General features: G+C 65.5%; 17 protein-coding genes and 1 tRNA gene. 6 read left to right on the top strand and 12 right to left on the bottom strand.

The genetic code is table 11. The annotated features are described in order from the left end of the window. Window positions 1–50: 50 nt before the first annotated feature. From GSH16_RS05350 to mutM, 8 genes are all read right to left on the bottom strand, one after another. The gene (locus GSH16_RS05350; RefSeq protein ID WP_160852626.1) at window positions 51–674 is read right to left on the bottom strand and encodes a LysE family translocator; all 624 of its coding nucleotides are present in this window, start codon (window positions 672–674) and stop codon (window positions 51–53) included. Continuing rightward, window positions 671–1,108 (bottom strand): VOC family protein, encoded by a 438-nt coding sequence (locus GSH16_RS05345; RefSeq protein WP_160852624.1) that lies wholly within the window; start codon window positions 1,106–1,108, stop codon window positions 671–673. The genes GSH16_RS05350 and GSH16_RS05345 overlap by 4 nt, the downstream gene beginning before the upstream one ends. Continuing rightward, complete coding sequence (gene recF / locus GSH16_RS05340) at window positions 1,105–2,220, bottom strand: DNA replication/repair protein RecF (RefSeq protein ID WP_160852622.1); 1,116 nt, start codon at window positions 2,218–2,220, stop codon at window positions 1,105–1,107. Before recF ends, GSH16_RS05345 begins: the two co-directional genes overlap by 4 nt. After that, window positions 2,220–3,338, bottom strand: a complete 1,119-nt coding sequence (dnaN, locus tag GSH16_RS05335) for a DNA polymerase III subunit beta (RefSeq protein ID WP_160852620.1) — start codon at window positions 3,336–3,338, stop codon at window positions 2,220–2,222. Before dnaN ends, recF begins: the two co-directional genes overlap by 1 nt. A gap of 130 nt (window positions 3,339–3,468) precedes the next feature. Beyond that, a complete protein-coding gene (dnaA, locus tag GSH16_RS05330) occupies window positions 3,469–4,860 on the bottom strand; it encodes a chromosomal replication initiator protein DnaA (RefSeq protein ID WP_160852618.1) in 1,392 nt (463 codons plus the stop codon). A 449-nt stretch (window positions 4,861–5,309) separates the two neighbouring features. Then, window positions 5,310–5,576: a 30S ribosomal protein S20 gene (rpsT, locus tag GSH16_RS05325; RefSeq protein ID WP_160852616.1), complete on the bottom strand. Its 267-nt coding sequence runs from the start codon at window positions 5,574–5,576 to the stop codon at window positions 5,310–5,312. A gap of 86 nt (window positions 5,577–5,662) precedes the next feature. After that, on the bottom strand, window positions 5,663–6,439 hold the full coding sequence (locus GSH16_RS05320) for an enoyl-CoA hydratase (protein WP_160852614.1): 777 nt from the start codon (window positions 6,437–6,439) through the stop codon (window positions 5,663–5,665). Window positions 6,440–6,502: 63 nt separating this feature from the next. Continuing rightward, window positions 6,503–7,369, bottom strand: coding sequence for a bifunctional DNA-formamidopyrimidine glycosylase/DNA-(apurinic or apyrimidinic site) lyase (gene mutM / locus GSH16_RS05315; RefSeq protein WP_160852612.1), 867 nt, complete (start codon window positions 7,367–7,369; stop codon window positions 6,503–6,505). A 130-nt stretch (window positions 7,370–7,499) separates the two neighbouring features. On the opposite strand from mutM, the gene ubiE reads away from it, so the two are divergent. After that, window positions 7,500–8,252 carry a bifunctional demethylmenaquinone methyltransferase/2-methoxy-6-polyprenyl-1,4-benzoquinol methylase UbiE gene (ubiE, locus tag GSH16_RS05310; RefSeq protein ID WP_160852610.1) on the top strand — a complete coding sequence of 251 codons (753 nt, stop codon included), beginning with the start codon at window positions 7,500–7,502 and terminating at the stop codon, window positions 8,250–8,252. Window position 8,253: 1 nt separating this feature from the next. Next, a complete protein-coding gene (gene ubiB, locus GSH16_RS05305) occupies window positions 8,254–9,786 on the top strand; it encodes a 2-polyprenylphenol 6-hydroxylase (protein ID WP_160852608.1) in 1,533 nt (510 codons plus the stop codon). On the opposite strand, the gene GSH16_RS05300 is transcribed toward ubiB, so the two are convergent. Next, the gene (locus tag GSH16_RS05300; RefSeq protein WP_235913035.1) at window positions 9,763–10,647 is read right to left on the bottom strand and encodes a phosphotransferase; all 885 of its coding nucleotides are present in this window, start codon (window positions 10,645–10,647) and stop codon (window positions 9,763–9,765) included. The two genes, ubiB and GSH16_RS05300, sit on opposite strands and share 24 nt — an antisense overlap. A gap of 5 nt (window positions 10,648–10,652) precedes the next feature. Then, on the bottom strand, window positions 10,653–12,146 hold the full coding sequence (locus tag GSH16_RS05295) for a M48 family metalloprotease (protein ID WP_160852604.1): 1,494 nt from the start codon (window positions 12,144–12,146) through the stop codon (window positions 10,653–10,655). A 109-nt stretch (window positions 12,147–12,255) separates the two neighbouring features. Here GSH16_RS05295 and GSH16_RS05290 point away from each other — a divergent pair. After that, window positions 12,256–12,332, top strand: a tRNA-Arg gene (locus GSH16_RS05290). Window positions 12,333–12,402: 70 nt separating this feature from the next. Here the strand turns inward: GSH16_RS05290 and GSH16_RS05285 are convergent. Then, window positions 12,403–12,681, bottom strand: a complete 279-nt coding sequence (locus GSH16_RS05285) for a hypothetical protein (RefSeq protein WP_160852602.1) — start codon at window positions 12,679–12,681, stop codon at window positions 12,403–12,405. A 207-nt stretch (window positions 12,682–12,888) separates the two neighbouring features. On the opposite strand from GSH16_RS05285, the gene GSH16_RS05280 reads away from it, so the two are divergent. The 3 genes from GSH16_RS05280 (at window position 12,889) to GSH16_RS05270 (ending at window position 15,358) form a co-directional block, all read left to right on the top strand. Then, window positions 12,889–13,536, top strand: a complete 648-nt coding sequence (locus tag GSH16_RS05280) for a phosphoribosylanthranilate isomerase (protein WP_205523963.1) — start codon at window positions 12,889–12,891, stop codon at window positions 13,534–13,536. Window positions 13,537–13,541: 5 nt separating this feature from the next. After that, on the top strand, window positions 13,542–14,165 hold the full coding sequence (locus GSH16_RS05275; protein WP_160852600.1) for a ribonuclease HII: 624 nt from the start codon (window positions 13,542–13,544) through the stop codon (window positions 14,163–14,165). An 83-nt stretch (window positions 14,166–14,248) separates the two neighbouring features. Then, entirely contained in the window at window positions 14,249–15,358 is a 1,110-nt protein-coding gene (locus GSH16_RS05270) for a site-specific DNA-methyltransferase (protein WP_160852598.1), read from the top strand. Between the two features lie 97 nt (window positions 15,359–15,455). Here the strand turns inward: GSH16_RS05270 and GSH16_RS05265 are convergent, their stop codons facing one another. Continuing rightward, window positions 15,456–16,601 (bottom strand): alkane 1-monooxygenase, encoded by a 1,146-nt coding sequence (locus tag GSH16_RS05265; protein ID WP_160852596.1) that lies wholly within the window; start codon window positions 16,599–16,601, stop codon window positions 15,456–15,458. Window positions 16,602–16,614: the final 13 nt, after the last annotated feature.

Raw genomic sequence — 16,614 nt, 5'->3', positions numbered from 1 at the left:
GCGATTCTATCGGTTTCCACCGGGAATGTCACGCTGTTGCAGGGTTTAAATCAGGACAGGAAGCCGATCGCCAAGCCCACGCCGATGAGCGCGAGTCCGGCGCCGGTATTGGTCCGCTGCACAGCCGACGGAGAGGCCAGAAACCGCCGCACCTGTCCCACGCCCAGAGCCAGCATCAGGTTGCCCGCAAGCGGCACGGCCGCGGACAGGATGCAGATCGCGGCAATGTCGAGCGCGGTCACCGCGGACAGATCGAAGAAGCCCGGCAGGATGCCCATGTAGAAGAGGATCGCCTTGGGATTGCCGAGGATCACCAGAAGGCCGGCCGCAAAGCCCGCCCAGACACCCGGCTTCGTCAGGCGGCTGTCGCTGCTGAGCGCCCGGTCGGCATGGCGGATCAGCATGACCCCCATGAATATGAAGACCCCCGCCCCAGCCCACCGCATCGCCGCCAGAAGCCCTTCGAAGAAGGAGGACAGGAAGGTGACGCCGAGCACGGCCAGAAGCGGCCAGAGCACATCGCCCACCACCACGCCGAGCGCCAGCGGCCAGGCAGCGTGGAACCCGCCCGAGACGGCACGCGCCAGCAGCGCCACCCAGACCGGTCCGGGTGTGAGGAACAGGATGAAAAGGGCGCCTGCGTAAAGTGCGAGGCTGGACGCCGATAGCGTCATGCCCCGCTGTCAGGCAGAGTCAGCGACCCGTCCTCGCCCAAGGGCCAGAAGGGATTATGCGCCACTTCCCAGACATGCCCGTCCGGATCGGCATAATAGCCCGAATAGCCACCCCAGAAGACCTCCTGCGGGTCTTTCAGCTTGGTCGCGCCTGCGTCGAGTGCTTGCGCGAAGGCGGTGTCCACGGCGGCGCGGTCTGGCATGTTCTGCGCCAGTGTCATCGCGCCGGTGCCAAGCGGCGCGCCCGGACGGCCCTGATCGTCGGCCAGCGCATCTCGCCCGAACAGTCCCAGAACCGTGCCGTGCAGCTGGTAGAATGTGATGCTGTCCTGCGAGTTGCCATGCGGCACCCAGCCAAGCGCGGCGTAGAAGGTTTTCGACCGGTCCATATCGTCAACGCCAAGCGTGATGAGTGTGACGCGTTGCGGTGTCATGGCATCCCCTTCTGTTCCAGATGTGACAGGCCGTCAGCCTCGCTCACCTCGACATAGCTTGCACGATCGCCCAAAGCATCAAAAAGTTCCGGCCCCGTTCCGGTCATCCATGCCTGCGCGCCAAGCGCGCAGATCTCGTCGAAAAGCGCGGCGCGGCGGGCCTCGTCCAGATGGGCTGCCACCTCGTCGAGGAGCAGAATGGGCGGCGCGCCGAAATCCTCGGCCAGTGCGCGGGCGCTCGCCAGCACCAGAGAGACAAGGAGCGCCTTCTGCTCGCCCGTGGACGCATTGCGTGCCTCGATCCCCTTGGCGGCGTAGATGGCGCGCAGATCGGCCCTGTGTGGCCCGACAAGGGTGCGCCCCGCGCGCAGGTCCGCCGGGCGGGAGGCCGCCAGCGCCTGCGCCAGATCGTCCGTCGCGGGCGCGGTCGCTGGCACGTCTCCGTCGAGCAGCGTCAGGTCTGCGGCGGGAAAGGCCGTGCGCGCGCCGCCCTGCGCCGCGGCCAGACGGTCGAGGCAGGCCAGCCGTGCGGCTGTGATGCGCGCGCCATGGTCCGCCATCTGGCCTTCCAGCGCGGCATACCAGCCCGCATCGCGGCTCTGGTCGCGCAGCAGCCGGTTGCGTTCGCGCATGGCCTTCTCGTAGCCGAGCACGGCCTCCGCATGGGACGGGTCGAACCCGAGAACCAGCCGGTCGAGAAACCGCCGCCGTTCCGCCGCGCCCTCGGTCCAGAGCCGGTCCATCGCCGGCACCAGCCAGGTGATCCGCGCAATCCGGCCGAGCGCCACCTGCGGCGCGGGCTTGCCGTCGATCTCCACCAGCCGGCTGGCATCGCCCTGCGCGCTCGTCGCAACCTCGTGCAGATCAACAAGGCTTTCCATCTCGGCCGCGACTTTCCAGCCGATCCGTTCCGGCGCGCGCGCCATGTCGGCCGGTGTGGCACGCCGCAGCCCGCGCCCCGGCGACAGGAGCGACACGGCCTCCAGGATATTGGTCTTGCCGGCCCCGTTGGCGCCGTAAAGCGCGACGGGCCGCGCATCCAGTTGCAGATGCGCGGCCCGGTGCGATCGGAAATACGAGAGTTTGAGCGCGCGGAGCGCCAGGCGGGGCATCAGACCCGCATGGGCATCACGACATAGACGGCCGTGTCGTCATTGCCTTCGCGCATCAGCGTCGGATCGCCCGAGGAGTTGAAGAGGAAAACCGCATTCTCGCGGTCCACCTGTCCGGCGATCTCCAGCAGGTATTTGGCGTTGAAACCGACCTCCAGCCGCTCGTCGCTATAGGCCACGGCCAGTTCCTCATCCGCGGCCCCCGCGTCGGGCGCGTTGACCGACAGGGTCAGCCGGTCCTCTTCCAGAAGCAGCTTCACCGCGCGGGACCGCTCGGACGAGACAGTCGACACACGGTCCACGGCCTGTGCGAACTCGGCCGCATCGACCTCCAGCCGCTTGGTGTTGTTCTGCGGGATGACCCGCGAATAATCGGGGAACGACCCGTCAATGACCTTGGAGGTAAGCGTCACCTCGGGCGTCGCGAAACGGATCTTCGTCTCCGACACGGATACGGCAATATCGGCATCGTCATCGTCAAGCAGCTTGCGCAATTCGTTGACCGTCTTGCGCGGCACGATCACGCCCGGCACGTTGGCCGCGCCGTCGGGCAGCGGCGCGTCGATCCGCGCCAGACGGTGGCCATCGGTGGCCACGCAACGCAGCGCCGGACCGTTGGCCCCGTCGGCCGCATGCATGAAGACCCCGTTCAGGTAGTAACGGGTTTCCTCGGTCGAGATGGCGAATTTCGCCTTGTCGAACAGGCGCCGCAGAACCGGGGCCTTGGCGGCGAAATTGCAGTCATATTCCGCGGAGGCCATGATCGGGAAATCCTCCCGCGGGAGGGTGGCGAGCGAGAAATGCGACCGCCCGGCCCGCACATCGAGCCGGCCCATCGTGCCGTCATCGACCAGATCGACGAGCGCGCCGTCCGGCAACTTGCGCACGATTTCATGGAGCGTATGGGCACCAACCGTGGTGGCGCCGGCCTGGCTGACCTTGGCGGGCGACTTGTCGATCACCTCGATGTCGAGATCGGTGGCGCGGAAGCTGATCGTGTCGCCTTCGGCCTCGATCAGGACATTGGCCAGGATCGGAATCGTGTTCCGGCGTTCCACGACACTCTGCGCCCGGCTCATCGCCTTGAGCAGCGCGCTCCGCTCGATGCTGACTTTCATTCTATCTCGTCCCTCTTGGCCGCGTGGGGTGGGTCGAAGACCCTAGCGGCATCGGTGTTTTTTGCAACATCGTAAGGAATGGCGCGGCGGTCAAGCGCAACCCGTTGCAGCCGGGCTGCAACAGGGGCGTTCAGGCTTCGAGCATCCGGCGCAGAAGCTCCACATCTTCCGCCACCTGACCGTCCGTGGCGCGCAGCTCCTCGATACGGCGCACCGCATGGATGACGGTCGTATGGTCGCGCCCGCCGAACCGGCGGCCGATCTCGGGCAGGGATTTGGAGGTGAGGTTCTTCGACAGGAACATGGCGACCTGACGCGGCCGCGCCACCGCCCGCGCGCGGCGCGGGCTCAGCATGTCGGACATGCGCAGATTGTAATGGTCGGCCACCTTGCGGATGATCTCGTCGATCGTGACCTTGCGCTCGGAGGCGCGCAGCACATCGGCCAGACATTCCTGCACCATGTCGAGATTGATTTCCCGCCCGATCAGCGAGGCGAAGGCGAAGAGCCGGGTCAGCGCGCCTTCGAGCACCCGCACATTGGACGAGATACGGTGGGCAAGGAACTCCAGCACGCCCGGTGCCAGCGTCACGCCGGGATTGGCGGCCAGCTGGGCCTCTGCCTTCGACTGGAGGATGCCGAGCCGCAATTCGTAATCGGTCGGGTGCAGGTCGACCACGAGCCCCCATTGCAGACGCGAGCGAATACGCTCTTCCAGCCCGTCGATCTCCCCGGGCGCGCGGTCTGCGGAAATGATGATCTGCTTGTTCTGGTCCACCAGCGCGTTGAACGTGTGGAAGAACTCGTCCTGCGTGCTGTCCTTGCCGGCAATGAACTGCACGTCATCGACCATCAGCACGTCGACAGACCGGAACAATTCCTTGAACCCGTGCATGTCCTTGAAGCGGAGCGCCTGCACGAACCGGTACATGAACTGTTCGGCCGACAGGTAGAGCACGCGCGATTCGGACTTCCGCGCCTGCACTTCCCAGGCGATGGCATGCATCAGATGGGTCTTGCCGAGCCCGACGCCGCCATAGAGGAAAAGCGGGTTGAACGTGACGGGTCCGCCCTCGGCCACCCGGCGGGCGGCGGCATGCGCCAGTTCGTTGGGCTTGCCGACCACGAAATTGTCGAAGGTGAAACGTGCATCGAGCTGCGAGGTGGGCAATTCGCCCTGCGCGCCGCGCATCGTGGCGCGGGCCGCAGGCTTCGGAGCAGAGGCGGCCGGCACATCGCCGGCATCGGATCCGGCAGCAGCCTTGTTCGCCTTCGCCCCGCCGGCGGTCACGGTAAAGTCGATCCGGTCGGCGGCAACGCCGTCCTCGGACAGGATCTGGACAATGGAATCGCCATAATTGCGCTGCACCCACGTGCCGATAAAACTGGTGGGGGCATTCAGACGAACGACGCCATTTTCGGCTTCGACGAATTCGAGAGGGTCTATCCAGTTCTGAAAAGCCGCCTGACCGATCTTGGTGCGCAACTCGTCACGAACCCGGCCCCAACATTCCTTCGTCATTTCTTCCCTAACGCCGTCTTTTTATTGTCACACTTCGCCATATGCAGGCGGCTCTTGCCCCAACTTCGAGCCTGTATTCCGGGCGTGGAGCCCGTCTCCGTTCATTCATGCTAGCGAGAACCCTTCGTGATTCTCAAGCACAACTCAAACTTGACAGCGAATTCCCAAAGAATCTGCAAAGGACTCGCAACAGTCGAAATTCAATTATCAAGTATTAACGAACAACAAATCCCACGCCTTGAACTAGTGTCAAAGCATGTGCGCAGGAACGCCATTCATTTTTTTCAGAGAACAACCAGAGCAGGGGTTTGTTCGTAGGGGGAAATGGGTACCCCAGACCCGAGATTCGGACAACCGGACCGAAAAGAGAACATAACAATCTTGCGACAAAAAAATAACGCGCGCCGGTTGGCGCGCGTCACATCACAGTGTCAGACCTGTGGTCCGGTTCAGGCGCCCATGGCCTTCACGCGGGAGCTCAGACGGGAGATTTTCCGGCTGGCAGTGTTCTTGTGAAGAACGCCCTTGGTCACGCCACGCATGACTTCCGGCTGTGCGCTCTTCAGAGCTTCGGCGGCAGCGGCCTGATCCCCACCGGTGATCGCTTCTTCGACCTTACGCAGGAAGGTGCGGATGCGCGAGCGGCGGGCCTTGTTCACTTCCGTGCGGCGCTCTGCCTGGCGGGCACGCTTTTTAGAAGACGGCGAGTTGGCCATTGTGTAATTCCGGTTCTGTCGAATATCGAAAGATGAAGCGCGTCTCTACACCCGCCTCTCGGGTGAGTCAACACGCGCTCCGGAATTTATTTTCCCTTGAAATGCGGGCTGCGCTTCTCGATGAACGCGGCCATCCCCTCGGCCTGATCGCGGGTCGCAAAGAGCGCGTTGAAGAGGCGCCGCTCGAAGAGCACGCCCTCGCGCAGGGTCGTCTCGTAGGCACGGTTGACCGCCTCTTTGGCGGCCTTGACCGCGAGCGGCGATTTCTCCGCGATCTTGGCGGCCGTGGCGCGCACATCGTCAAGCAGGTCGTCGGCCGGCACCACGCGGCTGACCAGCCCGCAACTCTCAGCCTCGGCCGCGTCCATGAACCGGCCCGTCAGGTTCATTTCCATCGCCTTCGACTTGCCCACGAAGCGCGTCAGGCGCTGGGTGCCGCCGATGCCGGGGATGACGCCGAGGTTGATTTCCGGCTGGCCGAATTTGGCCGTGTCGGCGGCGATGATGAAGTCGCACATCATCGCCAGTTCGCATCCGCCGCCCAGCGCATAGCCGGCCACGGCCGCGATGATCGGTTTGCGGATCGCGGTGATCGCCTCGGCCTGCGCGGCGAAAAGATCGTCGCCGAACACGTCGACAAATTCCTTCTGCGCCATGTCCTTGATGTCGGCGCCGGCGGCAAAAGCCTTTTCCGATCCGGTGAGCACGATCGCGCCCACGCTGTCATTGGCGTCCATCGCGCGCAGCGCATCCACCAGTTCGTCGAGCAGGGTCTGATTGAGCGCGTTGAGCGCATCCGGCCTGTTGAGACGGATCAGACCGACGTGATTTTCCACCTCGACGATCAGGGTTTCATAGGCCATGTGCGCATCCTTTTCTGTCCGCCGCAGAAGCACAGCATTAGCATGGCGCGGGGCGGGCGCAACCTATCTCTGGCACTGCGGACAGTAGAATGTGGAGCGCCCCGACTGGACGATCCGGGCGATGGTGCCGGCGCAATCGACGTGCCGGCAGGGCGCGCCTTCACGGTCATAGACGGCAAAACGATGCTGGAAATAGCCAAGCTCGCCGCTCGCCTGGCGATGGTCGCGCAGGGACGAGCCGCCCGCCTCGATCGCCTCGCCGAGCACGTCGCGGATATCGCGGGCCAGCTGATCGAGCCGCGCGCGCCCGATGCGCCCGGCCGGGCGGGCCGGATGGATGCGCGACCGCCAGAGCGCCTCGCACACATAGATATTGCCAAGCCCCGCCACGTTGCGCTGGTCGAGCAGCGCCGCTTTCACCGGCCCGCGCCGCCCCTTGAAGACAGTGGCGAGGTGATCGGCGCTGAACCCGTTGCCAAGCGGCTCCGGCCCCAGAGCGGCCAAGAGCTTGTGCGCCTCCGCCGCGTCTGTCGCCACAAGATCCATCGCCCCGAACCGGCGTGGGTCGTTGAAGGTGACGCGGGTGCCGTCATCGAGATGCAGGCAGACATGGTCATGCTTCTGTTGGGGCGGGTGGTCGCGATGGAAGAGCCCCGGCATGGCGGCGGCGGCGGCCGGCCCGCTCAGCGTCATCCGGCCGGACATGCCCAGATGCACCAGCAGCGTCTCGCCGCTGTCGAGATCGGCCAGCAGATATTTGGACCGCCGCCGCAGCCGCTCCACCCGCTGCCCTTCGAGCCGCGAAGCCATATTGTCGGGGAACGGCCAGCGCAGGTCGGGCCGCCGGACCTCGGCGCGCAGGATCCGCCGGCCGGTGACGGCAGGGTCGAGCCCTCGGCGGACGGTTTCAACTTCGGGCAGTTCGGGCACGCGGCAACTCCGGCTGTCGGGCGGCAGGATCAGCCCCGGCACGCGGCCGGGGCGGGCTCAGGTGACGCAGTTGTATCGGCGGCACACTCCCCTATAAGCAGTAGGAACCGCAGACGGAAAGACAAGGCCCATGAGCGACACTGGCAAGACGACCCATTTTGGCTTTCAGGAAGTGGCCGAGGAGCAGAAGGCCGGCATGGTGCACGGCGTCTTCACCAATGTCGCGTCCAAATATGACATCATGAACGATGTCATGTCGCTCGGCATCCACCGGGTGTGGAAGGACGCGATGATGGACTGGCTCGCACCCCGCCCGGGAATGCGGATGCTCGATGTGGCGGGCGGCACCGGCGACGTCGCCTTCCGTTTCCTCAAACGGATCGGCAATGACGGACATGCCACGGTCTGCGACATGACCCAGTCGATGCTGGACGAGGGCCAGAAACGGGCCGAAGCGGCGCAGTTGCAGGATAAGCTCGACTGGGTGTGCGGCGACGCGATGGCCCTGCCCTTTGCCGACAACAGCTTCGATGTCTACACGATCAGCTTCGGCATCCGGAACGTCACCCGCATCCCCGATGCGCTGGCCGAAGCGTTCCGCGTGCTGCGCCCGGGCGGACGGCTCATGGTGCTGGAGTTCAGCCAGTTGCCCAACCCCGCGATGCAGAAACTCTATGACAGCTATTCCTTCAACGTGATCCCGCGAATGGGACAGGCGATCGCACAGGACCGCGAGAGCTACCAGTATCTGGTCGAATCGATCCGCAAGTTCCCCGATCAGGAGGCTTTCGCCGCGATGATCCGGCAGGCCGGGTTCGAGCAGGTTTCCTACCGCAACCTCTCCATGGGGATCGCCGCGCTCCATTCGGGCTGGAAGATCTGAGATGCGCGGTCCGCACAATATCTGGCGCCTGATCCGCACCGGCGCCACCTTCGAGCGCACCGGCGCGATGAAGATCGCACTCGAAGCGCTCGACGCGCCGCGTTCGCTCCGGATCACCGCACGGGTGCTCGGCTGGCCTTTCAAATGGCTCGGCTACAAGGGCGACCCGAGCCAGCCGCCGGTGCTGCGCGCGCTCACCGCGCTCGGCCCCGCCTACATCAAGTTCGGGCAGATCATGTCGACCCGCCCCGATGTGGTCGGACCCGATCTGGCGCAGCAATTGCGCGTCCTGCAGGACAAACTCCCCGCCTTCCCGACCGAGACCGCTCGCGCCATCGTCGAACAGGAACTCGACCGGCCGGTCGATGATCTTTTCTCGGAATTTTCCGAACCCGTGGCAGCGGCCTCGCTCGCACAGGTTCACAAGGCCACGGTGCGCGGGTCGGGCGATACGGTCGCCGTCAAGGTGCTGCGCCCCGGCATCGAGCGCCAGTTCCTGCGCGACGTGGACGCGTTTTATCTGGCCGCTTGGCTCATCGACCGTCTGGCGCCAAGCGCCCGGCGGCTGAAACCGCGCGCCGTGATCGAACATTTCGACAGCGTCGTGCAGGGCGAGCTGGACCTGCGCATGGAAAGCGCGGCCTGCGACGAGTTTCACGCCAATACCGAAGGCGACGAGGGGTTCCGTGTCCCCAAGCTCTATTGGGACCTGTCGGCACGCCGGATGATGACCACGGGCTGGGTCGACGGCATCCCCTTCGGCGAGGTCGAGGCGATCCGCGCCACCGGCATCGACATGCCGGACCTTGCAAACCGCGTCGTCCAGAGCTTCCTGCGCCACGCGCTGCGCGACGGGTTCTTCCATGCCGACATGCATCAGGGGAACCTGAAGCTCGCGCCCAACGGCGACATTCTGGCGATGGATTTCGGGATCATGGGCCGGATCGACGCCTATACGCGCCGCGTCTATGCCGAAATCCTGATCGGGTTCCTGCGCCGCGACTACCGGCGCGTGGCGGAGGTGCATTTCGAGGCCGGCTATGTGCCCGCCGACCGTGACGTGGAAGCTTTTGCCCAAGCGCTGCGCTCCGTGGGCGAGCCGATCTTCGGTCATGATGCGAGCCAGATCTCCATGGCCCGCCTGCTGGCCCATCTCTTTGATGTCACCGAGCGGTTCGGGATGGAGACGCGCACCGAACTGATCCTTCTGCAGCGCACGATGGTCGTTGTCGAAGGCGTGGCACGATCGATCGATCCGGCCATGAACATGTGGCAGGGCGCCCATCCGGTGGTGGAGACCTACATTGCCGACAATATCGGCCCGAAAGCCGTCATCCGTGACCTGCGGGACACGGCGATCGTCCTGTCGCGCTTCGGTCCGCGCCTGCCCGATCTGGTGAACCGCGCGCTCATCCGCGCCAATGCAGGAGACACGGAACCGGATACCGCGCCGCTTCCGGTCTGGCTCTGGCTTCTGCTCGGCGCCGCCGGTGGGGGCCTCTTGGTCGCGCTACTGGAGCTCGTCGCCGGTTAGCGCTGCCCATTCCGCTTCTGCCCCTGCACGATAGGCACGGGCGCCTTGCTCTGCCCGCCACAGGCAATAGAGCGCCATCCGGTAGCCTGCGAGCGGTGCAAGCGCCTGCACCCGCGCGGCCACGTTCCGGTCAGGATAGGCGGCCAGCACCCTGTCACGCGTATCGCCATCCGGTGGCTGACTCCCGTGGAGCACATGCATCGCGGGCGACAACAGCGTCAGCAGATCATCGGCGGCTTCGGCCGCCGCAGGGCATTGCCAGTCGATGAGCCGCCACTGCCCCGGCCGACCCACCAGATTTTCCAGCGTCACGTCGCCGTGGCAGAATACGGGCGGCAGCACCGCACCCGCCGGCGCGTCGGGGCGGGCCTTGCGCAACCGCGTGACCGTCGCCTGCGGCAGGGCAGCCTCCAGCCGGTCGGCCTGCGCGGCATAATGCGCATCAAGCGGTCCGATCGCGCGCAGCCAGTCCGGGCGCGGCGCGGCATGCAAGCGGGCCAGAAGCGGCGCGACCTCCGCCAGATCACCGCAAAACCCGCCGCCCGGCAAATGGGCATAGGCGATGAAGGGCGCTGGCGACGCCCGCCCGTCGAGCACCGGATCGGGCGCAAGCCCGCTGCCGGCAAGCGCCGCAAGGCTCCGCCATTCATCGTCCGGCGAGTTGGGGAACACGTCCGTGCCGGCATCGGCGGAGAAGAGCTTGACCACAAGCGGCCCATCGCGGACGGCGACCTTGTAGGCGCGGTTCGTCCGCCCGCCATCGAGCCTCTCGGCCGCTCCGGGGGACAGACCGGCATGCTCCAGATGATCCCTGACAGACGCGGGCAGAAGGTCAGGCGCGACCGGCGCGCCGCTCGGCATGGCGGTCACTCATGCGCCTCGACGATCAGTTTCACGCGGTCACCGCGGCGCGGTTCTTCCCCCTCGGCCAGGCCGTTCAGCGTGCGGAACTGCGCCTGTTTACGCGGCAACGCGGGGAGTTTGTCGGCAAGCGTCGCGACCGTGTCGCCGCGGCGCACGGTGTAGCTGCGGATGCGATAGGGTTTCAGGCGGGCGGCTTCTTCTGCCGAGAGGGCGCGGAAACTGCCGACCGCGTCCGACAGTTGCCGCACCACCGCCGCATCGTCGCGCGGCGCGATTCCGACGAACCGGAAAATGCGCCCGTCATGGCGGATCGCGACCAGAAGCGCCGTGGCCGGCTTGCCGCGCCGCTCTATGGGAAGGGTGACGCGCGCCATCGGCAGGCCATTCACCTCGCCCCGGCTGATCTTGCCGGGTGCGCCGCTTTTGACCTCGCGCTGGAAGGCCGGAAGCCAGTGGCGGCCCAGATAGGTCGCCATATCCTCGGACCGCAACGCATCGCCCGACAGGGTCAGGCGCTGCATCCCCGGCCCGTCTGCATCGACCGTCCGGTCGGAATTGAGGATCGCGAACCCGTCCGGCACCGCGAAGGTGAAGCGCATGGTCGGGTGGCTGAAACGCTGGCCGCGCACATAGCCCTGCTCCGGCGCGTCGCCGTAGATCAGCCCGTCCATCGTATCGATATAGCGCGCCGCACCGCGGTCGGCCCCGTCCGACGCACCCGGTCTGGCGGCGCGCACAGCCTTGCGGACCCGGTCGCCGGTCGCCGGATGGCTGGAGAAGAAGTCGACCGAATTGGGATTGTAGCTCTTGCCGCGCAACTCCGCATCGAGCCCCGCCTTGGCCGCCATCCGGTCCAGAAAATCGGCCTGCGCCATCGGGTCATAGCCCGCGCGGGCCAGCAGCCGGACGCCGATCTCGTCGGCCTCGAACTCCTGTTTCTGCGAGAAATGGGCGACATAGCCACTGCCGATCTTCGACGCCCAGTCGAGCCCCTCGCCGATCCCGTCTGACCCGCCGAGCAGGCCGCCGATCACCGCACCCGCCAAAAGGCCGATCCCGGCATGCAGGTTGCGTTCTCCGCGGTCCTGCACATGGCCCGCGGTCAGGTGCCCGATCTCGTGGCCCAGAACGCCGGCCAGTTGCGCCTCGTCCCCGGCGAGCGCGAGCAGGCCGCGCGTCACATAGATATAGCCGCCCGGAATCGCGAACGCGTTGACCACCGGCGTGTCGAGCACGGTGAAAGTCCAGGTTTCATCGGGGCGGGCAGAGGCGGCGACGAGCTTGCGGCCGATCCGCTCGACATAATCGGTGCGTGTCGCGTCGTCGAGCACCCCGCCATTCTGCTCCACGATACCCGGATGCGCCCGCGCGCCGATCTGCTGGTCGGATTCGGGCCATGCCAGCGCCGGTGTCGCTGCGGGTCCGTACACAAGGCCAGCGGCCAGCAGAAGCGACAGTGCCGCGGCACGTAACCGGTCCGTCCAACGCCTCTTCATCCTGTCCCTCCCGCAGCTGGTCACCCCTTTCAGATGCGCCATCGCCGCGCGCTCTGCAAGGGCAAGCCCGCTTGATCCGGCCGGACCCCGCCGATAGAAGCGCACTCGGGACCCCGTGGCTCAACTGGATAGAGCAGCCCCCTCCTAAGGGGCAGGTTGCAGGTTCGAATCCTGCCGGGGTCGCCAACTGTCCCGCTGAAAAGCCGAGGGGCGACCCGATGCCAGACCGCCCCCCTCACGTTTCATGTCACCGGTTTCAGCCCTCGGACGTGTAGTATACCTCGGCCACCGATCCGTCATTGTTGGCAACGCAGTTCCACGGCGCCTCGGCGCCTTCCACCTGCACCATCACGCTCGTGCCCGCTTCCGACGGAGTGACGCTGATTGTCGAGACATTGGGCTGGCCGGTCTGCTGGGCCACGGCAGCGAGGCAGTTGGCCTCTGTCGCGCTGACCGTTCGGGTCGTCGTGGTCGTGCCCGTGTCGCAGGCTGCCAGCGCCAGGGCGGCACCGCCGAGGATCATCAGATGTTTCATGTCATGTCCTTTCCGTCTGTCCCTGTTGGTCTTGCGGCGCGGTTCAATCCGGCAGGGGCCGGCGACCGCGCCGTTGCGCGCGGGCCCCTCGGTCACCAGCGTGGGCGCAGCACCTGCGCGCTGTCAAGGCGCAGGGCACGGCGACATGATTGCCCGCCGGCACCGGTTCGCGCTAAGGAGAATGGGACGCGGGCGCTTGGGGGTCATGTGACACGGGTGAAAATCTGCTGCATCGGCAGCCTCGGGGAAGCGCAGGCCGCTGCGCGGGCGGGTGCAGATGCGATCGGTCTGGTCGCGGCGATGCCCTCCGGTCCGGGCCCGATCCCCGAGCCCCTGATTGCCGATATCATCGCCGCAACACCGCCCACGGTGATGACCGTGCTCCTGTCGGCTGAAACCAATTCGGCGTCGCTCCTCGATCAGGTCAAGCGGATGCAGCCAAAGGCGATACAGCTTGTCGACCCGGCGGCGGCCGCCGCCGTGCCGGACCTGCGGGCCGCGGCGCCGACCCTGCGGATCATCGAGGTGCTGCATGTCACCGGACCAGAAAGTCTGGTGGATGCGGAGCGGTCGCAGGCCGACATGCTGCTCCTTGACAGCGGCGCGCCCGATGCGGCCGTGCCCGAGCTTGGCGGCACGGGCCGGGTCCATGACTGGTCCGTCTCGGCAGAGATCGTGCGCCGTGCGGACCGTCCGGTCTGGCTCGCGGGCGGGCTGACGCCGGACAATGTAACGGACGCACTCAGGACCGTGCGCCCCTATGGCGTGGACATCTGTTCCGGCCTGCGGCCGGCAGGCGCACTCGATGGCCAAAAGCTGGCATCCTTCATGCAGGCCGTGCGGGGCCGGCGGTGAGTCCCATGCCGGGACCGGATGACCGGTTCGAACGCGACGCGCCCGACTGGCCTGTCTGCGGGATCGACGAGGCCGGGCGCGGCCCCTGGGCCGGACCGGTGACAGCAGGGGCGGTCATCCTCGACCTCGACCGGCTTCCCGCCGGTCTGAACGACAGCAAGAAGCTCAGCCCCGCCCGAAGAGAAGCCCTCTTTGACGAGATCAGAGCGACGGCGATCTGCGGCATCGGTGCGGCATCGGTGGAAGAGATCGACCGGCTGAACATTCTTCAGGCGACCTACCTTGCCATGCGGCGTGCCGTGGCGGCCCTGCCTGTCACACCGCGCTTCGCGCTTGTCGACGGCAACCGCATGCCGCCCGATCTGCCCTGCCCGGGCCTGCCGGTGGTCAAGGGCGACGCCCGCTCGCTCAGCATCGCCGCCGCCTCGATCCTGGCCAAAGTGAGCCGCGACCGGGCTATGGCAGAACTGTCACAGCAGCACCCCCAGTATGGCTGGGAGCGCAATGCAGGATATGGCGTAAAGGCCCATCAGGAGGCCCTCAAGATTTATGGCGTCACACCACATCATCGTCGCAGTTTCAAACCTATCCACAATATGTTGTGTAAAGACTTTACCGTAAGTGATTGATTCAAAAAAATAATTTGACGGCGATTCGCTTTTGACTCATCCTTGGCGTCAACAAACAAAAAAACAAAACCCAAGGCAGAGTTATGGCGACGGACAAGGCGGCTGGGGCGCGATCGGCGCTCCCATTGGATCAGATATTGTCAGGTGACTGCATCGACGTGATGAACAGTCTTCCGGCAAATTCGGTCGATCTGATTTTTGCGGACCCCCCCTATAACCTGCAGCTGAAGGGCGAATTGCACCGCCCCGACAATTCCAAGGTCGACGCGGTGGACGATGCCTGGGACCAGTTTTCCAGCTTCCGTGCCTATGACAAATTTTCCCGCGCCTGGCTGAAGGCCGCGCACCGTATCCTGAAGCCCGATGGCGCGATCTGGGTGATCGGCTCCTACCACAACATCTTCCGCGTCGGCGCCGCGCTTCAGGATCAGGGCTACTGGATCCTCAATGATGTTGTCTGGCGCAAGTCGAACCCGATGCCCAATTTCCGCGGCAAGCGGCTGACCAATGCGCATGAAACGATGATCTGGGCGGCCAAGTCGGACAGCGGAAAATACACGTTCAACTACGAGGCCCTGAAGGAACTGAACGAGGGAACCCAGATGCGCTCGGACTGGGTGATCCCGATCTGCAACGGGAACGAACGTCTGAAAGACGCGAACGGGCAGAAGGCCCACCCGACGCAGAAACCCGAGGCTCTGCTTCACCGCGTGCTGGTTGGCTCATCCAAGCCCGGCGATGTCATCCTCGACCCATTCTTCGGCTCCGGCACGACCGGCGCCGTGGCCAAGCGGCTCGGACGGCATTTCATCGGCATCGAGCGCGAGGCGAAGTACCGCAAAGTGGCCGAGGCCCGGATCGCCAAGATCCGCCGCCATGACCGCGACGCGCTGGAAGTTACCCAGCCCAAACGCGCCGAACCGCGCGTGCCCTTCGGCCATCTGGTCGAACGGGGGATGCTGACGCCGGGCGACCAGCTCCATTCCTTCAACGGCCGCTACAAGGCCAAAGTCCGGGCTGACGGCACGCTCGTCGCCCATGATGCCCGCGGATCGATCCATCAGGTCGGCGCCATTCTGGAAGGTGCGCCTTCCTGCAACGGATGGACCTACTGGTGCTTCAACCGTGACGGACAGAAAATGCCGATCGACGTGCTGCGACAGCAGGTCCGGTCAGAGATGCGCGAGAACTGACCCCCACTCGGTTATCGCGTTGGTGTGAAGGTGCACCAGCAAAGGCCCTGCCACCCCCACTGGCAGGGCCTTTTAGCATTCCGGCGCCACCGATGCCCTAGCGCGGCAGCGGATTGCGCATGTCCTTGTAGGGTGTCCAGTCGGTGATCTCGGGATAGAACTGCTTGCGCCACGCTCGGACGCGCGGGTTCATCATCCGCCGCCACCAGAGCGGATTGGCCGAGATCATGATCATCAGCGGATAGCCATAGGGCAGTTGCGGCGCCTCCTCCTCCGAATAGGTCTGGAGGACAGGAAAGCGGCGGCTCGGCTTGAAATGATGGTCCGAATGGCGCTGCAGGTTGATGAGCAGATAGTTGGAAAACCGGTGCGAGGCATTCCAGCTGTGCCGCGGTTTCGCCGGCTCGTATTTGCCCTCGCCCAGATGTTTGCGCGTCAGCCCGTAATGTTCGACATAATTGACCATCTCCAGCTGCAGGATCGCGACCGCGGCCTGCACGAGGAAGAGCAGCACACCGAACCAGCCGCCGATCAGCCCGGCAATCGCCAGGAACAGTAGCCCGCCGAGCCCGTAGCGCCAGAACGGGTTCTGGCGGCTCCAGACCGGCAGGTCCTTGCGGGCCAGCATCGCGGCCTCGGCCTTCCAGGCGGATACGAGCGAGCCGGGCAGGACACGGGCGAGAAACCCGTAAACGCTTTCATTGTAGCGCGCGGTCACCGGATCGCGCGGCGTGCCCACATAGCGGTGATGCACCAGCAGATGCTCGCTCACGAAATGGCCGTAGAGAACCGAGATCATCAGCCATTCGCCGAGCCGCCGCTCCAGCCGGTTGCGCTGGTGCATCAGCTCATGCGCATAGTTGATCCCGACGCCCCCTGTTGCCGTCCCGAGGGCCGCCATCAGCGCCACAGCCTCCCAGCGGCCCAGATGCCCGGACGTGCCGGCCCAGATGCAGAACCCGATCAGAAAAAGCTGCACCGGAAGCCAGATCATCGTGACGAAGCGATACCAGAAAAGCCCCTCCTCGGGGCTGTCCGGGTCGGCATTTTCACGGTTGAGGCCGGTCGCGCGGTCCAGAAGGCTAATGACAATCCACGCATAGATCGGGACGCCGAGGATCGCCCAGCCGCCGGCAAGCGCGGCCCACAGGATGAGCGGCACGAAGACGAGGGACAACCAGAACGGCAGGGCCGGTAGAAATCCGGCCGCGACCGTCGGGGGCCTGCTGCTTGTATCGGTCATGGCTGCTCCTCCC

The organism is Oceanomicrobium pacificus, from assembly GCF_009833495.1.
Classification (GTDB): Bacteria; Pseudomonadota; Alphaproteobacteria; order Rhodobacterales; family Rhodobacteraceae; genus Oceanomicrobium; species Oceanomicrobium pacificus.
This window is presented reverse-complemented; position numbering and strand designations above follow the sequence as displayed.